At 35.6% G+C, this 24,784-nt stretch carries 16 protein-coding genes; 12 read left to right on the top strand and 4 right to left on the bottom strand.

Going from position 1 to position 24,784, the window contains the following annotated elements:
- Window positions 1-2 precede the first annotated feature (2 nt).
- The 6 genes from ACFIQC_RS03320 (at window position 3) to ACFIQC_RS03345 (ending at window position 9,132) form a co-directional block, all read left to right on the top strand.
- Window positions 3-1,271 carry a lipoprotein-releasing ABC transporter permease subunit gene (locus ACFIQC_RS03320; protein ID WP_273791270.1) on the top strand — a complete coding sequence of 423 codons (1,269 nt, stop codon included), beginning with the start codon at window positions 3-5 and terminating at the stop codon, window positions 1,269-1,271.
- Window positions 1,271-1,951: an ABC transporter ATP-binding protein gene (locus tag ACFIQC_RS03325; protein WP_273791269.1), complete on the top strand. Its 681-nt coding sequence runs from the start codon at window positions 1,271-1,273 to the stop codon at window positions 1,949-1,951. Before ACFIQC_RS03320 ends, ACFIQC_RS03325 begins: the two co-directional genes overlap by 1 nt.
- A gap of 65 nt (window positions 1,952-2,016) precedes the next feature.
- A complete protein-coding gene (locus ACFIQC_RS03330; protein ID WP_375621232.1) occupies window positions 2,017-2,304 on the top strand; it encodes a succinate dehydrogenase assembly factor 2 in 288 nt (95 codons plus the stop codon).
- Between the two features lie 5 nt (window positions 2,305-2,309).
- On the top strand, window positions 2,310-5,798 hold the full coding sequence (mfd, locus tag ACFIQC_RS03335; RefSeq protein ID WP_375640730.1) for a transcription-repair coupling factor: 3,489 nt from the start codon (window positions 2,310-2,312) through the stop codon (window positions 5,796-5,798).
- A 242-nt stretch (window positions 5,799-6,040) separates the two neighbouring features.
- Complete coding sequence (locus ACFIQC_RS03340) at window positions 6,041-6,880, top strand: hypothetical protein (protein WP_375621234.1); 840 nt, start codon at window positions 6,041-6,043, stop codon at window positions 6,878-6,880.
- 1,640 nt (window positions 6,881-8,520) lie between these two features.
- Window positions 8,521-9,132, top strand: coding sequence for an invasion associated locus B family protein (locus ACFIQC_RS03345; RefSeq protein WP_273791265.1), 612 nt, complete (start codon window positions 8,521-8,523; stop codon window positions 9,130-9,132).
- An 89-nt stretch (window positions 9,133-9,221) separates the two neighbouring features.
- Here the strand turns inward: ACFIQC_RS03345 and ACFIQC_RS03350 are convergent, their stop codons facing one another.
- Entirely contained in the window at window positions 9,222-11,852 is a 2,631-nt protein-coding gene (locus ACFIQC_RS03350) for a ribonuclease E/G (protein WP_375706736.1), read from the bottom strand.
- A 587-nt stretch (window positions 11,853-12,439) separates the two neighbouring features.
- Between ACFIQC_RS03350 and ACFIQC_RS03355 the strand changes: the two genes are divergently transcribed.
- The 3 genes from ACFIQC_RS03355 to prfB all read left to right on the top strand — a co-directional run bounded on the left by ACFIQC_RS03355 (window position 12,440) and on the right by prfB (window position 17,603).
- Entirely contained in the window at window positions 12,440-13,669 is a 1,230-nt protein-coding gene (locus tag ACFIQC_RS03355; RefSeq protein WP_375706737.1) for an N-acetylmuramoyl-L-alanine amidase, read from the top strand.
- Window positions 13,670-13,837: 168 nt separating this feature from the next.
- Window positions 13,838-16,303 (top strand): penicillin-binding protein 1A, encoded by a 2,466-nt coding sequence (locus ACFIQC_RS03360; protein WP_375621237.1) that lies wholly within the window; start codon window positions 13,838-13,840, stop codon window positions 16,301-16,303.
- 171 nt (window positions 16,304-16,474) lie between these two features.
- A protein-coding gene (prfB, locus tag ACFIQC_RS03365) for a peptide chain release factor 2 (protein WP_375706738.1) occupies window positions 16,475-17,603 on the top strand; the annotation gives its coding sequence in 2 pieces (ribosomal slippage) (window positions 16,475-16,543 and window positions 16,545-17,603; 1,128 coding nt in all).
- A gap of 338 nt (window positions 17,604-17,941) precedes the next feature.
- Here the strand turns inward: prfB and ACFIQC_RS03370 are convergent.
- The 3 genes from ACFIQC_RS03370 to ACFIQC_RS03380 all read right to left on the bottom strand — a co-directional run bounded on the left by ACFIQC_RS03370 (window position 17,942) and on the right by ACFIQC_RS03380 (window position 20,876).
- Window positions 17,942-18,427, bottom strand: a complete 486-nt coding sequence (locus ACFIQC_RS03370; RefSeq protein WP_375621239.1) for a peroxiredoxin — start codon at window positions 18,425-18,427, stop codon at window positions 17,942-17,944.
- A 190-nt stretch (window positions 18,428-18,617) separates the two neighbouring features.
- Window positions 18,618-19,871 carry a tyrosine--tRNA ligase gene (tyrS, locus tag ACFIQC_RS03375; RefSeq protein ID WP_375621240.1) on the bottom strand — a complete coding sequence of 418 codons (1,254 nt, stop codon included), beginning with the start codon at window positions 19,869-19,871 and terminating at the stop codon, window positions 18,618-18,620.
- A 324-nt stretch (window positions 19,872-20,195) separates the two neighbouring features.
- Entirely contained in the window at window positions 20,196-20,876 is a 681-nt protein-coding gene (locus ACFIQC_RS03380) for an alpha/beta hydrolase (protein WP_375621241.1), read from the bottom strand.
- 160 nt (window positions 20,877-21,036) lie between these two features.
- Here ACFIQC_RS03380 and ACFIQC_RS03385 point away from each other — a divergent pair, with 160 nt between their 5' ends.
- The 3 genes from ACFIQC_RS03385 to sufC all read left to right on the top strand — a co-directional run bounded on the left by ACFIQC_RS03385 (window position 21,037) and on the right by sufC (window position 24,778).
- Window positions 21,037-22,212 (top strand): cysteine desulfurase family protein, encoded by a 1,176-nt coding sequence (locus tag ACFIQC_RS03385; protein WP_375706739.1) that lies wholly within the window; start codon window positions 21,037-21,039, stop codon window positions 22,210-22,212.
- A gap of 139 nt (window positions 22,213-22,351) precedes the next feature.
- A complete protein-coding gene (gene sufB, locus ACFIQC_RS03390) occupies window positions 22,352-23,863 on the top strand; it encodes a Fe-S cluster assembly protein SufB (protein WP_375613439.1) in 1,512 nt (503 codons plus the stop codon).
- A 159-nt stretch (window positions 23,864-24,022) separates the two neighbouring features.
- A complete protein-coding gene (gene sufC / locus ACFIQC_RS03395; RefSeq protein WP_375706740.1) occupies window positions 24,023-24,778 on the top strand; it encodes a Fe-S cluster assembly ATPase SufC in 756 nt (251 codons plus the stop codon).
- The last annotated feature ends 6 nt before the right edge of the window (window positions 24,779-24,784 follow it).

Consider the following 24,784-nt stretch of genomic DNA (forward strand, 5'->3'; position numbering starts at 1 on the left):
TTATGAAGAGGCTGAAAAACAAATGCTTTTCATCTTATGAGTGGATGATCGCTTTTCGTTATATGATTCCCAATAAAAAACATGTCGTTGCATCTGTTATTTCAATTATTTCTCTTATTGGGATTATGTTGGGCGTATTTGCTCTGGTTGTTGTTATGGCGGTGATGAATGGCTTTCGTACAGAACTTCTCAATCGTATTCTTGGTATGAATGGGCATCTTATTATTCAAACAGTTGATTCTGGTTTCTCTGATTATAAGACTCTTATTTCTTCTTTAGAAACTACAAATGGTGTGAAGTTTGCTTTACCTGTTATTGAAGGTCAAGCGCTTGTTCAAGGTGAAGTTCAAGGTGGCTCTGGCGCGTTAGTTCGTGGTATGCGCAAACAAGATCTAGAAAAGCTTAAAACAGTCTCTCAAAACATTAAATTAGGATCGATTTCTCGGTTTGATCAAGAAGAAGGTGTTGCAATTGGAAGTGGCTTAGCAGAAAAATTAGGACTGACAGTTGGAAGAGATATTCGTATTATTACTCCAGATGGTGATGAGACTCCTTTTGGCGTTACCCCACGTGTGAAAGCTTATAAAGTCGTTGCTATTTTTGAAGTTGGTATGTCTGAATATGATTCAATATTTATCTTTATGCCTCTCCATGAAGCACAAATGTTTTTTAATTTGGGAGATAAGGTTCAGTCTTTGGAATTATTTCTAAATGATCCTGATGCTGTTGATCAAATAAAACCTGTTGTAGAAAAAGCAGTTGAACAACAGGTCTATTTAATTGATTGGCGTACACGCAATCAGGCTTTTTTTTCAGCCTTACAGATTGAACGAAATGTTATGTTTTTCATTCTTTCTCTGATCGTTCTTGTTGCTGCTTTAAATATTATTTCAGGGCTGATTATGCTTGTAAAAGATAAAAGTCATGATATTGCCATTTTACGCACGATGGGGGCTCAACAGAGTGCGATTTTGCGTATATTTATCATTACAGGAATGATGATTGGTTTTATTGGAACTATATTGGGTTTAGTTTTAGGTGTTATCGCGACCGCGAATATTAATCATATCCAAGATTTTATATCTTGGTTATTTAATGTCGACGTTTTTAATCCTCAACTTTATTTTTTAACAAAATTGCCTGCACAAATTGAGTGGAAACAGACCATCTTGGTTGCTATGATGGCTTTATTCTTGTCGTTTCTTGCTGCTCTCATTCCGGCATGGCGTGCTGCTAAGCTAGATCCCGTACAAGCTTTGAGGTATGAATAATGACAGCTATTTTAGAGCTTGTAGAGATTGAAAGACACTTTTTCGAGAGTCATAAGCCACTCATTGTTTTAGATAAAGCGAATTTTATTCTTAATCGTGGAGAGCTTGTCGCACTTGTTGCACCATCTGGTGCTGGAAAATCAACACTTCTTCATATTGCTGGATTATTAGAAAAACCAACAGCTGGTGATGTGATGTTACGGGGTGTTTCTTGTGCAAAGCGCTCTGATAGTGAGCGAACAGCTATAAGACGAAATGATATTGGTTTTGTTTATCAATTTCATCATTTACTTCCAGAGTTTACGGCGTTAGAAAATGTCATGATACCCCAAATGATAGCAGGATTAAAAAAATCTATAGCAGAAGATCGTGCGCGCAAATTATTGACGTATCTGCGTGTTTCTCATCGTGCGAACCATCGTCCCTCAGAGTTATCGGGAGGAGAACAACAACGTGTTGCTATTGCACGTGCAGTAGCAAATGGCCCTTCGGTTCTTTTGGCTGATGAACCTACAGGAAATCTTGATCCAGTAACTTCAGCTTATGTCTTTCAAGCTTTATCTATCCTTGTTCGTCAGTCTGGTCTTTCTGCTCTTATTGCAACACATAATTACGCTTTGGCTAAGCAAATGCATCGTCGAATTACACTTAAAGAACAAAAGATTATAGAACTTCCTTAAAGCAAGGTAAAAACTTTATACGACTAATTGAATAGTTTATATTACTTTATTCAAGGAGATTTTTTATGACAGTTTTTGTCGTTGACAAAAATCAATTAGATGCTCGTCGTCGTCGGTTGATTTTTCGTGCATGGCATCGCGGTATTCGTGAAATGGATCTCATTTTTGGGCATTATGTTGATGCTCATATCACTGAGATGAATGATAAAACGCTCTCTGAGCTTGAGTATATTATGTCTTTTGATGACCGTGATTTACTCACATGGATCACTGGAGAAATTTTGCCCCCCACTGAGGTCGATAGTCCACTTTTTCGTGATATTGCTAATTATCGTTTTTGCTTAAGTTATTGATTCCAATGCCTATATTTAAAAAAATTGTTATTCCCAAAAATAATTCTGTTCGTATGATTTTAGATGGCGTTACTGATGGATTTGAAGCCTTTGCGCTTGCTAAATTAAGTTCAGAAATTGCACAAGGTAAACCGCTCCTCTATGTTGTCCGTGACGGAACAAAAATTGCGCATTTACAACAAGTTTTAAATTTTATTGAACCCAATTTACCCGTACTTCAATTTCCTGCATGGGATTGTTTGCCTTATGATCGCGTATCACCAGGAATTGCTGTTATGGCACGTCGACTATCAACATTGGCACACATAGCAAATTTACGGAAAGATCCATATTCTGCAATTATATTAACAACAGCAAATGCAATTATGCAAAAGTTGCCTCCTCGTGAAATGATAGAAGCTCAGCTTATTCACGCACGTGTTGGCCAGCGCAATAACATGGGAAATCTTATTCAATTTCTAGAAACCAATGGTTTTGAACGCGTTACGGTTGTCCGTGATATTGGTGAGTTTGCTGTAAGAGGAGGAATACTTGATATCTTTTCTCCGATGGATGTTGAACCTTTACGCCTTGATTTTTTTGGAGATACCCTAGAAAGTATCCGCGTATTTGATCCAGAAAGTCAAAGGACAACAGGCCAAAAAACTGAACTTTTATTACAGGCAATGAGTGAGGTTGCTCTTACACCAGAACGCATCAGTCGTTTTAAAAGCAATTATACCCGTACATTTGGTGTATCACAAAAAAATAACATGCTTTATGAAGCAATTTCTCAAGGTCGGCGTTTTGCCGGTATGGAACATTGGCTTCCATTTTTTTATGAAAACCTTGATAGCTTTTTTGATCATTGTGGCAATTTACCGATAGTTTTTGAGCATCTCATAGAAGAAGTTTTCATTGAGCGCTATCGTCTTATTGAAGACTATTATAATGCACGCAAAGAGCGCGAAAGTGATGAAAAAAATTCTACTTCTTATCATCCAATAGATCCTAGTCTTTTTTATTTAACGCCAGAGCGTGTTTTGGAAGGTGCGCAACAATCTTCACAGCGTATTGATTTTTCTCCTTTTAATGTTCCACAAAGTTTGGAACAAACTGTTATTCACACAAATGTTAAACAAGGATATGATTTTGTAAAAGAGCGTAATGCGCAGGAAAAAAATGTTTTTTCAAGTGTTATTGATCATATCGCATCTTTACGCGCTGCTGGTAAAAAAGTGCTTTTAGCGTGTTGGAGTGAAGGATCTCTCAATCGTTTGTTACAAGTTCTCGATGAGCATGGATTGAAAAAAATAGATGTTGCAAAATCTTTGCAAACAGTCAAAGCAACACCTCGAGATCGCATATTAGCAGCTGTTATCATGATAGAACATGGTTTTGTGGCTGAAGATTTGGCTATTATTGCAGAGCAAGATATCCTTGGCGATCGTTTTATAAGATCGCCAAAGCGGCGTAAGAATAATACAAATTTTATTTCTGAAATTTCTGCTTTAAATTCTGGTGATATTATTGTGCATATCGACCACGGTATTGGCCAATTTGTTGGTCTTAAAACCATCAGAACCACTGGAATTTTACGAGACTGCCTTGAAATTAGATATGCTGGAGGTGATTTACTCTTTTTACCTGTTGAAAATATTGAGCTTCTCTCACGTTATGGCTCAGAAGGAACAGAGGTAACTTTAGATAAATTAGGAGGTGTTGCTTGGCAAGCACGTAAAGCTCGGCTTAAAAAACATTTATTGGAAATGGCAGGGCAATTAATCCGTATAGCTGCAGAGCGTATGACTCGTGCTGCGCCTGCTTTACTTCCACCAATTGGACCATTTGATGAGTTTGTTGCTTGCTTTCCCTATGAAGAAACGGAAGATCAAATGAATGCAATTGATGCTGTTTTGGACGATCTAGCCTCAGGCAAGCCGATGGATCGCTTGATATGCGGTGATGTTGGTTTTGGAAAAACTGAAGTAGCCATTCGAAGTGCTTTTGTTGCAGCATTAAATGGATATCAGGTTGCTGTTGTTGTACCGACAACTTTGCTTTCACGTCAACATTACAAAACATTTATTTCGCGTTTTCAAGGATTACCGGTTAAAATTGGACATGCTTCGAGGCTTGTAAAAGCGAAAGAACTTGCACGAGTAAAAAAAGGTGTTTCAGATGGTACAATCGATATTGTCATTGGAACCCATGCATTATTAAGTGGTGCAGTTAATTTTTTACGGTTAGGCCTTCTTATCATTGATGAGGAACAGCATTTTGGTGTCAAACACAAAGAGCGTTTAAAAGAGCTTAAAAGTGATATTCATGTTCTCACACTTTCAGCAACTCCCATACCACGCACTTTAGGGTTAGCTTTATCGGGTGTACGTGAACTTTCATTGATAACAACCCCCCCCATTGATAGAATGGCGGTTCGTACTTTTATTTCACCCTTTGATGCACTTGTTATACGAGAGACCCTGCTTCGAGAATATTATCGTGGTGGACAAAGTTTCTATGTTTGTCCTCGTATTTCAGATTTAGCTTTTGTAGAAGAATATCTCAAAACACATGTGCCAGAACTGAAATTCGTTGTGGCTCATGGACAAATGCCGGCTGGACAACTTGATGATATCATGAATGCATTTTATGATGGACAATATGATGTGCTGCTCTCAACAACCATTATTGAATCAGGTCTTGATATTCCAACAGCAAATACCCTAATTGTGCATCGTGCTGAGATGTTTGGCCTTTCTGCCCTTTATCAGTTACGTGGTAGGGTAGGACGTTCAAAACAACGTGCTTATGCTCTCTTTACATTTCCTGCTGGTAAAGTTTTAACAACTGCTGCTGATCGCCGTCTTAAAGTGTTACAATCTCTTGACACCTTAGGGGCCGGTTTTCAATTGGCAAGCCATGACATGGATATCCGCGGTTCAGGCAATTTTTTAGGTGAAGAGCAATCGGGGCATATCAAAGAAGTTGGATTTGAACTCTATCAAAAAATGCTTGAAGAAGCTGTTGCTGAATTAAAAGATGGAGAGCTAAATGAAGATAAGCAATGGTCTCCTCAAATTTCCCTTGGTACAACAGTTATGATACCAGAAAGTTTCGTGCCTGACTTATCATTACGTATGGGACTTTATCGTCGTTTAACAGAACTTGATGATTTAGAACAAATTGATGAATTTGCAGCGGAATTAATTGATCGCTTTGGTCCTTTGCCCCTTGAGGTTCAACATCTTCTTAAAGTCTTTCATATTAAAACATTGTGTCGAAAAGCACATGTAGAAAAATTAGATGTTGGACCAAAGGGGATTGTCATACAGTTTCGTAATAACTATTTCGCAAATAGTGTTGCTCTTGTTCAGTGGGTGGGAAAACAAGGTACAATGGCAAAAATTCGACCAGATCAAAGTATTGCTCTTATTCGTGATTGGTCCTCAGCGGATGAAAGGCTTGTTGGAGCAGCGAATATTATGACACAGCTTGTCGAAATGGCAGAATAACATTCTGTTTAAAAAATTTCTTTATTGTTTCAGAACTGTTACTCATTTTTATAAAATCATTCTGAATAAAATTTAAGTTTATAATAAAGAACCTTTTATATATTTATTTGGTTTTTATTATATACGTATTGATATAATGAAGAAAATAGATTAGACAGTTTAACTGCAATAAATAGCACTTTCAATATAATAAGCTAATAAGCTCCTGTAAATTTTTTAGAAAGAATTTAGGTAAAGATAGCATGCTTTCTTCATTACAAAAGTGTCTAACTATCGTTTTTTTGTTACTCACTTTAATATATGGCGTAAAAAACGCTTATGCTGAGTTATCTTCTGATGAACAATACCAACATTTAAAAAACAAAAGAAAGAATATTAAAGAGAGCATACAATTTATTGAAGAAAGTATATCTCATTTGGATATTTGGGAAAAAAATATTTCTAAAGCAGAATACTATGAGCGTTTACAGGAACGGAATAAGTTATATAAAAAACTGAAAACTCTGAAGGATGAATATTATAATCTTGGTTCGAAATTACAGGATCTAGCTGAAAAAAAACAAAAAATTATCTCTAGAATACATATAGCGAGAGAGTATGAAGTAGGGGAGTATGAAGAAAAGTTGATTAAAGCAAAAGATTATTTAAAAAAAACTCAAACGTTTAATGAATGGGGAATGAATGAGAAAAGTGGAGGTGATGATGAGATAATGAAAAATTATCTCATATTTATTATTGCTTGCAATACGTTAGCGGATATATTGCAAAGTGATATAGGTGCTATTTTGCGCAAAGATTTTGATTGGAAAGATAAAGATTTTAGTTGGGCTAAAGGCGCAAATAATTCAATAAGTCCTAGTTTAGTCAGGGATATTAAAGAATTACTAACAGATGGCTCTTATAGTTATGAAAAACAAATATTTGACGATATAAAAAATAGTCTTACAGAAGATAATTGGTTTGTAAAAAGTGCACCTAAGCTTTGTAATACCATTAAAGAAGTACATAATATAATGCTTCCAAACAAGAAAAAGAATATTATAGATCGTATGCGTTTTCATGTTGAAGAATTATTCAATTAAAAATTATTTATTTGATTTATGTTGAATTATATTCAAAATAGAAAAATACTTAATTTTTCGTAACGGTATAGTTTAGAAAATTCATAAAAAATAATGCTATAAGAATAGCCAATTAAAAATTTACTCATATAAATACAGAGAAATTAAGATTATATACTAAATAATATTTAAAATATATTTTAATTTTTTGTTTTTAATTATTATTTATAATAAAGTAATTTTATGCACATAAGATATTATATATTGTTCTTATCATATAAGATTTAATATATATATTAAATAATAAAATCATATATCTTTTTTATGTTTTCTTTTTATGCATAATTTTTTGTGCTTGTAGTTTTTTATTTTTATCTGTTTAATTATTTTAATGACGATACATCTCATATCATAAATCTTGTTTCATTAATATGATAAGAGAGATATTTTATAGCTCTAAGTTGTGTTATATAGAGAAACAAAATGATATTTTTAATTCATTTTTTTCTTAAAACTTAAATCATTAACGATTTATATCTTTGATATTGTGAAAGATAAAAAGAATTTATCATTTTAGTAGATTCTTTTATTTAAGAAATAACTTAAAAGAAATTGATAAAAGCTATATTTTTTATTCACGTTATAAAACTGAGAGATGATATTCGTACAGAAGTGCAATAATAGATGTTTAATATATGAGCATAAATTTATTATGGCTTTAGGCACGTGAGATGATTCATAGGGAGGGTTTCCTTTGTTCAGTAGTTTTATCTATAAAACTAACTCCGCTTGTGATGTACAAGTGGATAAATTTTATTGATTCAACATAAGAGAGGTTTGCGCTATTAGGATCTTTCATACAATATAGAAAAAAGATAAATTATTATTATAAATTAATATGTTATTATATTTTAAGAAAGTTTATTATAAATAAAATATTTTCAGCAGTTATAGATTTTCTCTCTAAGAAAATGTGTTGTTTAATTAAGAAAAAAGCACTTCTTTAGTAGCGTATTTTTAAACTAAACTGTTTAGTTAAACGCTATGGAATATAAAATTTTTATTACAAAAGCGTATCACTATTATTTTGTAAACAAGGGCAGAAAATTGTTCATTAGCAAAAAGCTCTCTTACAATTATGCAGAAATTTTAGACAATCAGTGGTTTTAATTCATTAAATGTTTCAATAATATCGTAGATGATTTTGTTTTTGTGTATCACACAAGGAAAACAGTAAAATTTATCTGATATTTTGGAGCTTCATGCATTGCAACACCTGTTGCAAAGGTTCTATAAGCTTAACATGAAGAGTAATAAATGTAAAAATTTTAATTAGTAAGTTTTTTAGAGTAGTATCAGAGTTTATTTTAATTAATATTGCAATATTGATTCGTTTGTGTAATCTTAGTTTAAGTGCACAGAGGTGTTTTATGGATAGATTGCATCAAATACCAATGTGATGAAGAGGGGAAATGATATGAGTGTATAAAAATTAGAATGGCTCGTCGTATTTTTTCTCTAAATTTGACTTTTTTTTTTATATTGAAGTAAAAATAGTAAAATTAATTGTTATTTCATTATAATTTAATAAATTAAGTTGGAATTATATTTAATATTTTTTTGAAGTTACTTAAGAGCGCGTTGAAAGGATTAACTTAATCATGTCGCATAAAAATGTTTATTCTGCTGTTTCAGTATTAGTTGGAGCCGCTGCCCTTTTTCTTATAGCTGGTATTTCTGCAAATGCGCAAACTTTATCACAAGGTTGGTACAAAGTTTGCAGTAAGCAGCATGATGTTGATATTTGTAATACAATGAATACTGTATTATCGAATACGGGACAACCTTTAACGGCTTTTAATCTTGTTGAAATAAAAGGGAAGCAAAATGAGAAACGTATAGGTATTCAAGTGCCTACAGGTCGTTTTTTGCCAGAAGGTGTTCACATTAAAATTGGTGACGAGTTCTCTAAAAAAATTCCTTATATTATTTGTAATGGACCAAGTTGTATTGCTAATGATGTCTTAGATGATAAGCTTATAGCAGCTATGAAAAGTGGTACAAAAATGGTTGTAACCACAGTTAATTTCCGTGGTTCAGCTAATCCTATTGAATTTTCTCTTAATGGGTTTACAGCAGCCTATACCGGTCCTGGTATGGAGGAAAAAGATTTCCAACAAGAACAAATAAAGCTGCAGCAAGCTATTCAATCAAAGCAAAAAGAAATTGAAGAGCGTATGCGGGCTGAGCAAGAAAAAGCGAAACAAAAGTAATAAAACCACACCATAAAAGTTGGTCAAAACGTTTTCTATAATTGTTTATTTGAACCGCCACAGTTTTCTGTGGCGGTTTTTTTTAATCCTTAATTTTTCGAAAGAATTCTGCGTTTCCACCAACCAATACGTTCAGTTTTGGAAGAATCATTAGGCGTTGATGAAATAACAACGGGTTGATTAATTGTTTCTTCAATTTGGGAAGGAGAGGTTTCGATAACTTTCTCCATCTCGATTACAGTTTCTTGCTCTAATATTTTTTGTATTTGCGTTGTCTCTTTAGAAGATGATTTTTTACGTGTTCCACGTGTTGATTTTTTACTCTTTTCAAGAGCTTTATCTTCTACCTCATGAATAGCTTTGTCTGCTTTTTTTGTTTTAGTTTTACGCACCGGACTGGTTGTAGGTTTTTTTTCAAGAGATTTTTGTTCTGCAATATTTTGATCATTCTCTAAAGAAAGTTGATTTTCTACTACTTTTGAAGAACGTGTTTTACGTTTTTTAGGTTTAATACTTGTATCATTTTTTTCAGATTCACTCTGTTGTTGTATATCTAGAGTTTGTGTATTATTTTTTGTTTCTTCAAGTTCAAAAGATTTAGCAGGTGAAACACGACGTTTGCGATGCGCTGCTTTAATTTCTGCTAAAGCTTGCTTAGCAAAATCTCCCACTGGTTCTGCATAAGGAACGCGAATCTGATGAAAACTATTATCTTGATTGCGTCGACCACCACGACGTCCTCGACGACGTCCTCGACGATAAGAATCATCATTCAAGGTATCTTCTTTTTTATGAACGTTGGAGAGAGAATGATCAGTAATTTCACCGTGACGATTTTTGCGCCGACGCTTTTGATTTGTTTCAATGGGAGAAGGATTTTCAATAGATTCACTCTTTATGAAAACAGAATCTTCAATTTCTTGCTTATTGTCATCTTCCAATGAAGATTGAGAAATTCTCTCTGCTATTGAGCCTTTAGAAATAACAAGATGTTGTGTTCCAATACTATCATCTGCTTCAATACTAATATTAAGTTTAAAGCGAGCTTCTAAATTAACAAGAATATTGCGTTTATGATTTAATACATAAAGCGCTGTTGCTACGGGGGTGCGCACGATAATATTATGTTGCGAATTATGAAGAAGATATTCTTCAATTGAGCGCATGACATGTAACGCAATTGATGATTCAGAACGTATATTTCCTGTTCCTGCGCAATGTGGGCAGGGCTGTGTCGTACTTTCTAAAACCGATATGCGAATACGTTGACGACTCATTTCTAAAAGGCCGAAGTGTGAAATATGACCTACTTGAATACGAGCACGATCGTTTTTTAAACAATCTTTTAATTTTTTTTCGACCAGCTTCACATTGCGTTCTTCAAGCATATCAATAAAATCAATCACAATTAAACCAGCAAGGTCACGCAAGCGTAATTGACGCGCTACTTCTTCAGCAGCTTCAAGGTTAGTTTGTAAGGCTGTCTTTTCAACAGAGAATTCTTTCGTAGAGCGGCCAGAATTTACGTCAATAGCAACAAGTGCTTCTGTTTGATTAATAACAAGATAACCACCAGATTTTAAAGAAACCTGTGGTTGCAACATTTTATCAAGTTGAATTTCAATATTATTTCTTGCAAAAATGGGCGTAGGATCACGGTAAGGTTGCACAACTTTTGCATGACTTGGCATGAGCATACGCATAAAGTCTTTCGCTTCACGATATCCTTGGTCTCCAGAGACAAGAATTTCACTAATGTTCTTATTATAAAGATCTCGTATAGAACGCTTGATGAGATTGCTTTCTTCATGGACAAGGCATGGCGCCGTTGACTCGAGTGTCAAAGTGCGAATAGTGTCCCATAACCGCATAAGATATTCATAATCACGTTTAATTTCAGCTTTTGTTCTATTGGCACCAGCGGTTCGTAAGATAACGCCCATACCTTTTGGAACGGCTAATTCTTTTACGATTTCTTTAAGACGCTTACGGTCTTGTACGTTCGTAATTTTTCGTGAAATACCACCACCACGTGCTGTGTTGGGCATTAGAACAGAGTAACGACCAGCTAGAGATAGATATGTTGTAAGGGCAGCACCTTTATTACCACGCTCTTCTTTGATAACTTGTACCAACAAAATTTGACGTCGTTTAATGACTTCTTGAATTTTATACTGGCGCCCTTGTTTTCTTTGATAAATTGGGAGCTCTTCACGGATGTCCTCAGCACCGACCATTTCAATCTCATCATAAGAGATATCAGCATTTAATGCTTCTTCTGTATTATCAATTATTATCGCTTCAGATGTGATATCATTTTCAATATCGGCTGCTATAACATTGTTTTTTTCACTTTTTTTTGTTCTTCTGGAGCGTTTTTTATTTTTAGTTGCTTCTTCCGTAAAGGTATCTACAGAATTTTCTCCTACAGCTTCTTTTTCTTCTTCTTCAAGAAGAGCAAGGCGATCAGCAATAGGAATTTGATAATAATCAGGATGAATTTCAGAAAATGTTAAAAAACCATGTCGGTTTCCACCATATTCAACAAAAGCCGCTTGGAGAGACGGTTCTACACGCGTAATACGTGCGAGATAAATATTCCCCTTGAGCTGTTTTCTATGTTCTGATTCAAAATCAAGTTCTTCAATTTTGTTGCCGTGAACAACAACAACACGTGTTTCCTCCGGATGGGAGGCATCTATAAGCATTTTGTTTGACATAAGTTAATATCCTGAAGGCGACATGCACAATTTTATTCAAACGAACGCTATAACTATTCGTAAACATAAAAGGCTGTCTGCCATAAAAGGGAGGTACCAGAAAAACAGGACGGAACACCACGTGCAAAGGCATGACTGCATTTACACCATTTCTCATCATTATTTCCATCTGTTTTTTATGACTCATATTTTCTTAAAAGTCTCCGGTAAAATAATCTTTAAAACAGTTCGGATATCCGAACCAACGAATCTTAAGTAATGCAATCCTAATGTTACAACATAGAAATTTTTCATCCATAAAAAAGTCTCAACGCATAATAGACAAAAAACCTCTAAAGACAACTTAATATGAGTTACAGATAATTTAGATGACTATTATCAGCTAGGAAGCATAAATATTCTTTTATGTTGATATCATGCGTTTGGCAAGTAACAATGTAAATCATGTATAATTATAATATCTTTATGACCTTAATTTCGTTTTGAGGTGTTTATTTAGCTTTTATTGAAAAATAGATAATAAATTGGTGTATCGTTTTATGTAACCAAGATAAATTATTACAAAGGTAATGTAGAGTATTTTGCTTATGATAAGAGTTTTTTTTACCAAAAAGCTGAAAACAGCTTATGGGGATGTTATTGTGCTCGTCACATACTTTTTATTATCTTTTTTGCTACTCCAAACTAGTGTTCAAGCCGCAGATCCTCTGAGACTTATTAATTTTCGAACCATTGGTGATAGTGTTCATACGCGTATTATTGCGGTTTTTAATTCAAAACCAAATGTTCGTTTACAGATTTTGGACAGGCCCGCACGTTTGGTTATCAATTTACCTACAATTGACTTTTCGATGCAAAATACGCCTTTAAAGAAACGGAATACATTATCCGTTATGCTTTCAGATGTGCGTTATGCTTTCTCTGACATACAGACTTCACGCATTATTTTGACAAGTAAAACGGCTTTTGTGGTTGAAAAAAATGTCGTAAAAAAATTAAATAATGGTTTATGGCAGTTGCTGATTGATATTCGTAAAAGTACACAAGAAAAATTTGATGAGATATTAAAAAAACAGCAAAGAAGCAATTTTGATACAAAAACACAGTTAATGCCAGCATATAATTTCCGTGTTGTTCTTGATCCTGGTCATGGTGGTATTGATGGCGGTGCACGGGGTGTTACTGGAATTTTAGAAAAAGATGTGACTTTAGACTTTGCGCGTGCATTGCGAGACGAATTACAAAAGGATTCTCATATTACCGTTGCTTTAACACGAGATTCCAATATTTTTTTAAGACTAAGTGAAAGAGTTAAAAAAGCGCAAGAGTTTGATGCTGATCTTTTTATATCTATTCACGCAGATACGATTGATCTACATTCTCTTCGCGGTGCCACAGTGTATACCATATCAGATAAAGCCTCTGATGCCATTGCAAAATCTTTAGCTGAAAATGAAAATAAAGTTGATTTGCTTGATGGTTTGCCTGCAGATGAAACGCTCGAAGTTACAGATATTTTGATGGATCTTACACGACGTGAAACACATACATTTTCGGTTAATTTTGCAAATAGTGTTATTTCAAGTTTATCAAAGAATCATATTAACTTGATTAATAACCCACATCGGTATGCTAATTTTCAAGTTTTAAGAGCTTCAGATATACCCTCAGTCTTGATAGAGATAGGTTATTTATCCAATAAAGAGGATGAAAAGTTATTAAATGATCCTCATTGGAGAAAACAAATGGCAGCCTCTATTGCTCATTCTATTCGTCAATTTGCTGATTATAGGCAGAAAATGATACAGCCTCTTTAAATTTATGAGAAAATAGAGTATCAATATGGGCTTCTAATGTACCCTGGTATAAATAAAAGATAGAAAACAATTTCTCTTGATCTCAATCTTGTGGTGATATCCACTTGGTGTGTTTGAAGTAACGTATTTTTTCTTTAATTAATTCTTAAGAAAGCGATAGCCGTTTTTATGATGATTTTTTTAAGATATCTTCTTCGTTTTTTTATTGCTATTGGACTTTATGGTGCAATAACGTGGGGTGTTATGACCAGTGGTCAAGCAAATGCACTCCCTGATTATGAAGTTCTTTCACTTTATGAGCCGCCGGTAATGACCCGTGTCCATGCTTCTGATGGCCGTCTTATGGCAGAGTTTGCAACAAAACATCGCCTCTATTTACCGATTCAATCAATACCGAAGCTTGTTATAAATGCTTTCATTTCGGCTGAAGACAAAAACTTTTATCATCATTTTGGTTTAGATCCTGAAGGACTTTCTCGAGCTTTGATCAATAATATTCGTAATATTGGTTCTGGAAGACGTCCAGAGGGTGCATCAACTATAACGCAACAAGTCGCTAAAAACTTCCTTTTAAGTTCAGAAACAACGTTAGAACGTAAATTTAAGGAAGCTATTTTAGCAATGCGTATTGAGAAAACTTATTCAAAAGATCATATTCTCGAGCTTTATCTCAATGAAATTTATCTGGGTCGTGGCACTTATGGCATAGCTGCTGCTTCTTTGACTTATTTCAATAAATCCGTCAATGACCTGACGCTAGAACAATGTGCTTATTTGGCTGCTCTTCCAAAAGGACCAGCAAATTATGATCCATTTAAGAATACACAACGTGCTATTGATCGGCGTAATTGGGTTATAGACCGGATGATTGCAAATGGATATGTAACGCGTGAACAAGGTGAAAAAGCGAAAGCTAAACCTTTAGGAGCGACAATCCGTGGGAGTGATAGCTATGTTTTTGCAGCTGATTATTTTACTGAAGAAGTACGGCGTCGTTTAATACATCGCTATGGGGCTAAAACACTTTATGAAGGTGGGCTTTCCATTCGTACAACGCTTGATCCGCATTTACAACTTATTGCGCGACGTGCTTTGCACGATGGATTAATTAGATTTGATCATGCGCAAGGATGGCGTGGAGCTTATGCGCATATTGATGAGAAAGGTGATTGGGGGGCAGAACTTGCAGATATCATAGGGCTAAGTGATGTTCCTGAATGGCGTTTAGCTGTTGTTCTTTCTACTAATCCCAACAAAGTAGAGATTGGTTTACAGCCACAGCGCGAAGCTTCAGGTATATTATCAAAAAAACGGGAAATTGCTGTTTTATCTGAAGCTAATTCAAAATGGGCACTCCATGTTGTAAAAGAAAATGGTTATCGAAAAACTGTTCAGAATTTATCTCATGTTCTGCAAGTTGGGGATGTCATTTTTGTTGAAAAACTATCCAATACAAACAACACTTATCGTTTACAACAAATTCCAAAGGTTGAAGGTGCAATTGTTGCTATGGAACCTCATACAGGGCGCGTTCTTGCTATGGTGGGAGGATTTTCTTTTGCCGCATCTGAATTCAATCGTGCAACCCAAGCTTACCGCCAACCGGGGTCTGCTTTTAAGCCTTTTGTTTATGCAGCAGCTCTTGATAACGGATATACACCAGCATCCGTTGTTTTAGATGGCCCCATTGAAGTTCGTCAATATAATGGTGAAGTTTGGCAACCCAAAAATTATGGTGGTACCTTTGCAGGACCTTCAACGTTGCGTTACGGTATTGAGCATTCTCGTAATCTTATGACAATACGGCTTGCCAATGATATGGGAATGCCTCTTGTCGCTGAATATGCAGAACGCTTTGGGGTGGTAGATAAATTGCAGCCTTATCTTCCCATGGCTTTAGGGGCTGGTGAAACAACAGTATTACGGATGGTTACAGCTTATTCCGTTATTGCCAATGGCGGACGCTCTATTAAACCTTCTCTGATAGACAGAATTCAAGATCGTTATGGGAAGACAATTTATCGTCATGATGATCGTATTTGCGAAAATTGTAATACGAATTCATGGAATAATCAAAGTGAGCCCACATTGATTGATGAGCGAGATCAAGTTCTTGACCCTATGACGGCTTATCAAATTACCTCGATGATGGAAGGGGTTGTTCAGCGTGGTACTGCGGCACGTTTACGTTATCTTAATCGACATATTGCCGCTAAAACAGGAACAACCAATGACTCTAAGGATGTCTGGTTTATGGGATTTACTCCTGACATTGTCGTTGGTATTTTTGTCGGTTATGATCAACCAGCTTCGTTAGGATATAATGGAACAGGAAGTTCATTAGCTGCACCTATTTTTGGTGATTTTATGGCAGATGCTCTTAAAGGGAAGCCAGATGTTCCCTTTAAGATGCCAAAAGGTATGATTTTAATGCCAATTAATCGGAAAACAGGAATGCTTGCCGAAAGAGGAGATCAAGATGTCATTATAGAAGCATTTAAACCAGGGACTGGTCCTGCTGATATATATCAAGTTATTGGGAGTACAAATTCTTTTCAAGAAGGTGTTCCTGCAGTAACGACTTCTCCACAAGTCAACAAAGCACTTGAAAGTGGGACAGGTGGGCTGTATTAATCGACAAAATCTCCTTTTGCCATGAGTCATGGTTTTTATCTTTTTTTTTACAATGTCGGTTCTATAAATAGAGTGATAGAACTGTACCATTTTCTGATAGCAGCTATTAAATTTGTATAAAATGCTAAGAGACACAACCAAAAAGAGTTTTTTAAAATACGGTGTTAAATTATGCGAGCAGAAATAGAAACATTAGTTGATGAAATCCAGAAAGCAATACAATTGCTAAGGGGGCATCTTTGACTGGGATCAATCACTAAAGCGTCTTGAATATCTTAATCAAAAAGCAGAAGATCCATCATTATGGGATGATGCACAACGAGCACAGGATATGATGCGTGAGCGTCAACGTCTTGATAATTCAATCAATGGTCTTTTATCATTTACAAAAACACTTGAAGAATGCATTGAGCTTATTGCGATGGGCGAAGAAGAAAGTGATGTGGAAATTATCGCTGATGCAGAAAGATCAATACGTAATCTTAAAAATGAGATAGATAAAAGGCAAATTGACGTACTTCTTTCAGGAGAGGCAGATCCGAATGATACCTATTTAGAAGTTCATGCTGGAGCAGGGGGAACAGAAAGCCAAGATTGGGCTTCTATGCTCTTACGTATGTATATGCGATGGGCTGAACAGCATGAAATGAAGGTTGAGATTTTAGAAATTCATGATGGAGAAGAGGCAGGAATAAAGTCAGCGACTATTCTTGTAAAAGGGCATAATGCTTATGGAATGTTAAAAACAGAATCAGGTGTTCATCGCTTAGTGCGGATTTCTCCATTTGATTCGAATGCAAAGCGCCATACCTCTTTTGCGAGCATTTGGGTTTATCCAGTTATTGATGACAATATTGAAGTTGATGTTTCAGAGGCAGATGTGCGTATTGATACATATCGTGCATCTGGAGCAGGAGGACAACATGTTAACACGACAGATTCTGCTGTTCGCATCACACATATAAAAACGGGTATTGTTGTTCAATGTCAAACAGAGCGTTCTCAACATAAAAATCGCGCTACGGCTTGGTCGATGTTGCGTGCACGGCTTTATGAAGAAGAGCTTAAAAAAAGAGAAGAAGAAACCAATGCTGCTGAATCTTCTAAAACAGAAATCGGATGGGGACATCAAATTAGATCTTATGTTCTTCAACCCTATCAGCTTGTCAAAGATTTGCGTACAGGAATTGAAAATACGGATCCACAATCCGTACTTAATGGTAATTTAGATGCATTTATAGAGGCAGCACTCGCACGGCGCATTTATGGACAAGACAAAAAAATTGAGGATATTCGTTAATTACATATCCTTCCTTCAAGCCATGTAGATTTTTTCTTAAGCTGTTCGTTTCATGGATGCTGTGATGTTATATAGCCTTTGATACTTTAAAGGTTTAAAGGGGGATTTTCTTGTTCCTTTCTTCAACTTTTTCTCACACGCTAATTCTGCTTATGATATTGCAAGTGATAGGAAGAATCTGAAATCAGAAAATTTTGCGATATTCGGGGGACTAATATAAATGTAAAACAATTCATTATCCTTATAAATCAATATATTGTAAAAATTGAATCCGTTGAAAAACTAAAATCAATTAGGGAGAATAACTTTTGCTTTTGAAGGTAAATCAAACACTCAATTTACAAGTTACCATTATGATATAAAAGTGTTGCAGTAGCTAAAACATTTTCAACATGCCCAGATACGCTCACTTTGCGCCATTCTTCTGCTATTATTCCATTTGCATCAATTAAAAAAGTGCTCCGTTCAACTCCCATATATTTGCGTCCATACATGCTTTTCTCAACCCAAACACCATAAGCTTCGAGGGTCGTTTTTTCTTCATCAGAAACCAAGATGACATCAAGTTCATGTTTTATTTTAAATTTATCATGTTTTTTTACATTATCTGGAGAGATTCCAATAACAGAAACACCGATTTCATCAAATTTCATCTTTAATTTTGTGAAATCAAGTGCTTCACTTGTGCAACCACTGGTGTCATCTTTTGGATAAAAATATAAAACAACAGGCTTTCCTTTAAAGTCAGAAAGACACACTGTCTCACCTCCATCGCGCGGCAAAGTAAAATCAGGAGCAAGAGCACCTTTCATTGGTCTTGTCATTGTTTTCATCTTTCTTTTTTGTGTAACAGGTATAAAATATCAGAGTACACAGAAGAAAAGAACTATTCAACTCTCTAGAATTTTATCGTTTTGAAGAGACTTTTATTTCCCTAACAAAATTCGCCCTATCACAACGATTGAATTGAAAGAACAAGCTCGACGTGAACAACATAAACAAAACAGCAAAAGATTATACTGGTTTCATTACAACATGTTTTTTCTTACCAAAAGAAAGTTTAATGGTTCCTTCTGCACTGACATCCCCTTCAATAATAAGATGTGTTTCGTCCTCAATAATTTGATCATTTACACGGACACCTCCACCTTGAACGTGTCGGCGTGCCTCACTATTAGATCTAGCGAGTCCTGCTTGTACTAAAAGAGTGAGCAATCCAACACCTTTTTTTAATTCTGAGGCATTAATTTCAACAGTTGGAAGATTTTCTCCCAGAGTTTTTTCTTCAAACGTCTTGCGAGCCGTTTCTGCTGCTGCATCAGCAAAAACACGTCCATGCAACATTGCTGTAATTTCTGTTGCAAGAATTTTTTTTGCTTCGTTAATTTCAGTTCCTTGTAATAGAGAAAGTTTAAGAATCTCATCCATCGGCAATGGAGTATAGAGCTTTAGAAATCGTGTTACATCAGCATCTTCTGTATTGCGCCAGTATTGCCAAAATTGATAAGGTGAAAGTTTATCCGCATTTAGCCATACAGCCCCATTCAATGATTTACCCATTTTGGCACCGGAAGAGGTTGTCAGCAATGGTGATGTTAACGCATATAATTGCGGTGTTCCTAAACGATGTCCTAATTCGATTCCGTTAATAATGTTGCCCCACTGATCAGAGCCCCCCATTTGCATACGCAACCCATAACGTTTATAAAGTTCAACAAAGTCATAAGCTTGCAGAATCATATAATTAAACTCTAAGAATGACAAAGAGTGCTCACGCTCAAGTCTGAGTCTGACAGAATCAAATGACAACATACGGTTGACAGAAAAATGCTTTCCTACATCACGCAAAAATTCTAAGTAGTTTAAATTGCATAACCATTCAGCATTATTCACAATACAAGCATCGGTTTCTCGGTCACCGAATGTCAAATAGTTAGCAAATACCTTTTTAATACCATCAATATTTGCAGCAATATCATCTTGTGTCAGAAGGCGTCGCGCTTCGTCTTTGAAAGAAGGATCACCAATCAATCCGGTTCCTCCACCCATTAAAGCAATGGGGCGATGACCCGTTTTTTGTAACCAATAAAGCATCATAATCTGAAGAAGACTTCCAGCATGTAAACTCGATGCTGTTGGGTCAAATCCAGTATAAGCGCTTACAGTTTCTTTTGAAAAAAGATCATCTAAGCCTTTTTCATCTGAAATTTGGTGGATAAAACCACGTTCGCTCATAATGTGTAAAAAATCAGATTTAAAGGCAAACACAGATTTAATTTCCTAATTTAAGAGTGCATTTATTGTATATAATAGGCGATTATATAACGAATTATTAATGCGGTATCTATCATAACTGACGCACACCTCACAAGAGAAAGAGACATATTGGTAGTATAAAGATAATAATACAAGTATTATTATCTTTATACGCTAAAAAAGAGACTTCTTAGTAATAGAAAAAAGGTATTCTGTTATTCTCATTTCTATCCTGAAATAAAATTTAGAAAAGTTTTAAATGCAGACTAAAAAAATTACTTTGTTATGATCAGAGACGATTTTTGCTAATTTTTTTTATAAATCTATCGTATTTTCCTAAGTTAGTGAAAGTATTTCAGGAGGAGGAGCGAGAAGTTCATTGGAGGTATGGTTATCCAAATAGTGGGCACATCGCTCAATAAGTTTTTCATGACATCCACTGAAAAAGTGATTAGCCTCTTCCAATATTTCTTGTGTGATGATGATACCTTTTTGTGTTTTTAATTTATCGACAAGTATTTGAACATCTTTTGGAGGGGAAACTTTATCGATACCGCCATGAATGATAAGTCCAGAAGAGGGACAAGGTGCAAGAAATGAAAAGTCATAAACATTAGGCTGAGGGGCAACTGAGATAAATCCCTCAATTTCTGGTCGGCGCATTAAAAGCTGCATACCAATCCATGCTCCAAATGAGTATCCTGCTACCCAACAATTTTTAGAGTCTGGATGTTGTGTTTGAACCCAATCGAGAGCAGCAGCAGCATCTGAAAGTTCTCCTATTCCATAATCAAATTCACCCTGACTACGACCAATACCACGAAAGTTAAAACGTAAAGTTGTAAAGCCACGTTGTTGGAACATATAAAAGAGGTCATAGATAATTTTATGATTCATAGTTCCACCAAATTGGGGATGAGGATGCAAAATGATCGCAATGGGTGCATTTTTTTGTTGTGAAGGTTGATAACGCCCTTCGAGCCGACCCGCGGGACCGTTAAAAATAATTTCTGGCATAAAATGCTCCTTAATGCAATAAAGGGCTCTCTTTGACCCTAGTCGACTTTTACCATAGAATCTCTTAAATAATTATTAGATATTCTTTTTTTAGTGCACTTTTCAAGAAAAATGCGCTATTTTTTCAATCAATTCATAAGATTAATGATTGCGATGTAAAATGGTTATAAAACGCCGATATTTTGATCATAACGCAACAACACCGCTCAAAAAAGTGGCACGGATGGCGTTACTGGAATCTTTAGAGATATTTGGTAATCCATCATCGGTTCATAAGGAAGGGCGTGCCGCTAAAACTTTGTTGCAAAAGGCCCGTCGGCAAATCGCTGAAAATCTTAAAACAGATCCAGATCACGTGGTATTTACCTCTGGTGCGAGTGAAGCTGCAATGACTTTGTTAACACCCTTTTACAATATGGGGAAAGCAAAAGTTAAATTTTCTCACCTTTACCTTGGAGCGACTGAACATCCCTCTGTTGCAGAGGGAGGACGTTTTTCTAAAGAGTTGATAAGCGTCATTGATGTTGATCAAGATGGGCTCATACAACAAGATAAATTAACATCACTCTTAACGGTTCACGATAAAACAACAGGTTTACCTCTTGTTGCTATTCAAGCTGCAAATAGTGAAACGGGTGTTATTCAACCGTTAACAGAAATCGCCGCTATTGTTCGGGATTTAGGAGGCACTCTTATAGTTGATTTAACACAATATGTAGATAAAAATTTTGTGGATATTCATCAGCTAGGAGGAGACTTTTTTATACTGTCTGCACATAAAGTTGGCGGTCCTAAAGGAATCGGTGCTTTTGTTTCATGTGGTAATCTTCTCATGCCACACCCTCTTATTATTGGGGGAGGACAAGAAAAAGGTCTCCGTGGAGGAACAGAAGCATTGCCCCTTATTGCTGCTTTTGGGGCAGCAATGACTGATTGCTTCACACAGGAGGAAATAAAACAGTTAATATATTTACGCAATAAATTAGAAGCTGGACTACAAAAAATAAGTAAAAATGTTGAGATTTTTGGCAAAAGAGTTCAACGTTTGCCAAATACAACTTACTTTACCGTGAAAAATATAAAAGCTGAAACGATGCAAATTGCTTTTGATTTAGAAGGGTTTTCTTTATCATCCGGCTCTGCCTGTTCTTCAGGAAAAGTAAAACAAAGCAAAGTGTTGGAGGCAATGGGGTATCATGTTCCAAATGGTGCCATTCGCATTTCGCTAGGACGTGGCACAACTTCTGAAGATATTGATGATTTTCTGTCGTTTTTTTCTCAAATTATAAGCAGGAAAAAAGGGGAAGATTTATCATCAGAAAGTTATAAAAATTAGAATTATTTTAAAAATAAAATAAGTTTGATTGAAATTTTTGCGCTTTACCTATAGCCTAGGAGATAACTTGCTTACTTTAATCTTGTAAAAAACAAGACTTTAGTTACCGGTTTTTGACGCCAAAAAATGGAGAAAATTGATGCCGGCAGTACAAGAAACGATACGCCAAGTACGTGAAATAGATGTTGACCAATATAAATATGGTTTTGAAACCAATATTGAAACCGATAAAGCTCCAAAAGGCTTAAATGAGGATATTATCAAATTTATTTCCGCTAAAAAAAATGAGCCTGAATGGATGCTAACATGGCGCTTAAAAGCTTACCGCCGTTGGCTGACGATGCAAGAGCCTCATTGGGCGCGTCTTGAATATCCTAAAATTGATTTTCAGGAGCTTTATTATTATGCTGCTCCCAAAAATCATACAGGACCAAAATCTTTGGATGAAGTGGATCCTGAGTTATTAGCAACGTACGAAAAACTTGGCATTCCCCTTAAAGAACAAGAGATTTTGGCAGGAGTAAGAAAACAGTCTGATCCCTCCACTTTTGATGACAGTATGTCTGTATCGGGGCAGGTGGCTGTTGATGCAGTCTTTGATTCTGTTTCTGTTGTAACAACATTCAAAAAAGAGCTGGCACGCGCCGGTGTGATTTTTTGTTCTATTTCAGAGGCGATTATTGAACATTCTGAGCTTATTAAAGAATATTTAGGAACAGTTGTACCTATAAGTGATAATTATTATGCGGCCTTAAATGCTGCTGTCTTTACAGATGGTTCATTTGTTTATATTCCCAAAGGGGTTCGTTGTCCTATGGAGCTTTCAACTTATTTTAGGATTAATGAACGCAACACTGGCCAATTTGAACGAACATTGATTATCGCCGCTGAAGATTCCTATGTTTCTTATCTTGAAGGGTGTACAGCACCCCAACGTGATGAAAACCAACTTCATGCTGCTGTTGTTGAGCTTATTGCCCTTGAAAATGCAGAGATTAAATATTCTACAGTACAAAACTGGTATCCTGGCGATAAAGATGGCAAGGGCGGTATTTATAATTTTGTGACGAAGCGTGGAGATTGTCGAGGTGATAGCTCTAAAATTTCATGGACACAAGTTGAAACCGGTTCTGCGATTACTTGGAAATATCCATCCTGCTTACTCCGTGGTAATAATGCGCGTGGAGAATTTTATTCTATCGCTGTTGCAAACGGTTATCAACAAATTGATTCTGGTACAAAAATGATTCATTTGGGAAAGAATACATCCAGTCGCATTATTTCCAAAGGTATTTCTGCAGGTTTTTCAAATAACACTTATCGGGGACAAGTCACAGCGCATCGAAAAGCACAAAATGCGCGTAACTTTACGCAATGTGATAGTTTGTTAATCGGAAATGATTGTGGTGCGCATACAGTTCCTTATATTGAAGCAAAAAATGCAACAGCTCAGTTTGAACATGAAGCCACAACATCAAAAATTTCTGATGACCAACTTTTTTATGTTATGCAAAGAGGAATTCCCGAAGAAGAAGCTATCGCATTAATTGTAAATGGTTTTGTAAAAGAGGTCATTCAAAAACTTCCCATGGAATTTGCTGTCGAAGCACAAAAGCTTATTAGTATTAGCCTTGAAGGTAGTGTTGGATAATTTTATTTAATTAGATAAATAGAAGACTTTATGTAAAAAGGCTGTAACGGTAGCACATAATGCTAAAAATGACCTCTGTGGTAATTACAAAAGTAGATGGATGCTAAGGTAAAATAATACGCATTGATATCTGAAAAACAGCCAAAACAGGATTAAATTATGTTAGAGATCAAAAATTTGCACGCCCGTATTGCTGAAACCGATACAGAAATTATTCGTGGTTTAAACTTGACAGTTCAAGATGGAGAAGTTGCCGCTATCATGGGACAAAATGGAGCCGGAAAATCAACTTTATCTTATTTGCTTGCTGGTCGTGATGATTATGAAATAACAGAAGGAGCTATTCTCTATAATGGACAATCACTTTTAGAAATGGATCCAGCAGAACGTGCTGCATATGGTGTTTTTCTTGCATTTCAATATCCAATGGAAATACCAGGGGTAGCAACAATGGAATTTTTAAAAGTTGCGATGAATTCTCAACGCAAAGCGCGAGGTGACGAAGAACTTAAAATTCCTGAATTTATAAAATGTGTTAAAGAAGTTTCAGCCAAACTTGAAATAGATATGGATATGCTAAAGCGTCCATTAAATGTAGGTTTTTCAGGTGGAGAAAAAAAACGCACTGAAATTTTACAAATGGCACTTCTTGAACCTACACTTTGCATTTTAGATGAAACGGATTCTGGTTTAGATATTGATGCACTAAAAATTGTTGCAGATGGTGTTAATAAACTTCGGGATTCAAAACGTTCATTTTTGGTGATTACCCATTATCAACGGCTGCTTAATTATATTATTCCTGATACGGTACATGTTCTTTATAAAGGACAAATTATCAAAAGCGGTGATAAATCCTTAGCGCTTTATTTAGAGCAAAATGGGTATGCTGATCTTATTAGGGAAGCGGTTTGAGGTTAT

This window comes from Bartonella sp. AA126HLJHH (assembly GCF_042197425.1).
In the GTDB taxonomy this organism is placed as follows: domain Bacteria; phylum Pseudomonadota; class Alphaproteobacteria; order Rhizobiales; family Rhizobiaceae; genus Bartonella.

Bases quoted from the DNA above. Each gene is read 5' to 3' on its own strand.
- ACFIQC_RS03330 (WP_375621232.1), top strand. From the start codon at position 2,017: ATGACAGTTTTTGTCGTTGACAAAAATCAATTAGATGCTCGTCGTCGT.
- ACFIQC_RS03370 (WP_375621239.1), bottom strand. From the start codon at position 18,427: ATGACAAGACCAATGAAAGGTGCTCTTGCTCCTGATTTTACTTTGCCG.
- ACFIQC_RS03350 (WP_375706736.1), bottom strand. From the start codon at position 11,852: ATGTCAAACAAAATGCTTATAGATGCCTCCCATCCGGAGGAAACACGT.
- ACFIQC_RS03355 (WP_375706737.1), top strand. From the start codon at position 12,440: ATGATAAGAGTTTTTTTTACCAAAAAGCTGAAAACAGCTTATGGGGAT.
- ACFIQC_RS03320 (WP_273791270.1), top strand. From the start codon at position 3: ATGAAGAGGCTGAAAAACAAATGCTTTTCATCTTATGAGTGGATGATC.
- ACFIQC_RS03360 (WP_375621237.1), top strand. From the start codon at position 13,838: ATGATGATTTTTTTAAGATATCTTCTTCGTTTTTTTATTGCTATTGGA.
- mfd (WP_375640730.1), top strand. From the start codon at position 2,310: ATGCCTATATTTAAAAAAATTGTTATTCCCAAAAATAATTCTGTTCGT.
- ACFIQC_RS03340 (WP_375621234.1), top strand. From the start codon at position 6,041: ATGCTTTCTTCATTACAAAAGTGTCTAACTATCGTTTTTTTGTTACTC.
- ACFIQC_RS03385 (WP_375706739.1), top strand. From the start codon at position 21,037: ATGGTTATAAAACGCCGATATTTTGATCATAACGCAACAACACCGCTC.
- sufC (WP_375706740.1), top strand. From the start codon at position 24,023: ATGTTAGAGATCAAAAATTTGCACGCCCGTATTGCTGAAACCGATACA.
- ACFIQC_RS03345 (WP_273791265.1), top strand. From the start codon at position 8,521: ATGTCGCATAAAAATGTTTATTCTGCTGTTTCAGTATTAGTTGGAGCC.
- ACFIQC_RS03325 (WP_273791269.1), top strand. From the start codon at position 1,271: ATGACAGCTATTTTAGAGCTTGTAGAGATTGAAAGACACTTTTTCGAG.
- sufB (WP_375613439.1), top strand. From the start codon at position 22,352: ATGCCGGCAGTACAAGAAACGATACGCCAAGTACGTGAAATAGATGTT.
- ACFIQC_RS03380 (WP_375621241.1), bottom strand. From the start codon at position 20,876: ATGCCAGAAATTATTTTTAACGGTCCCGCGGGTCGGCTCGAAGGGCGT.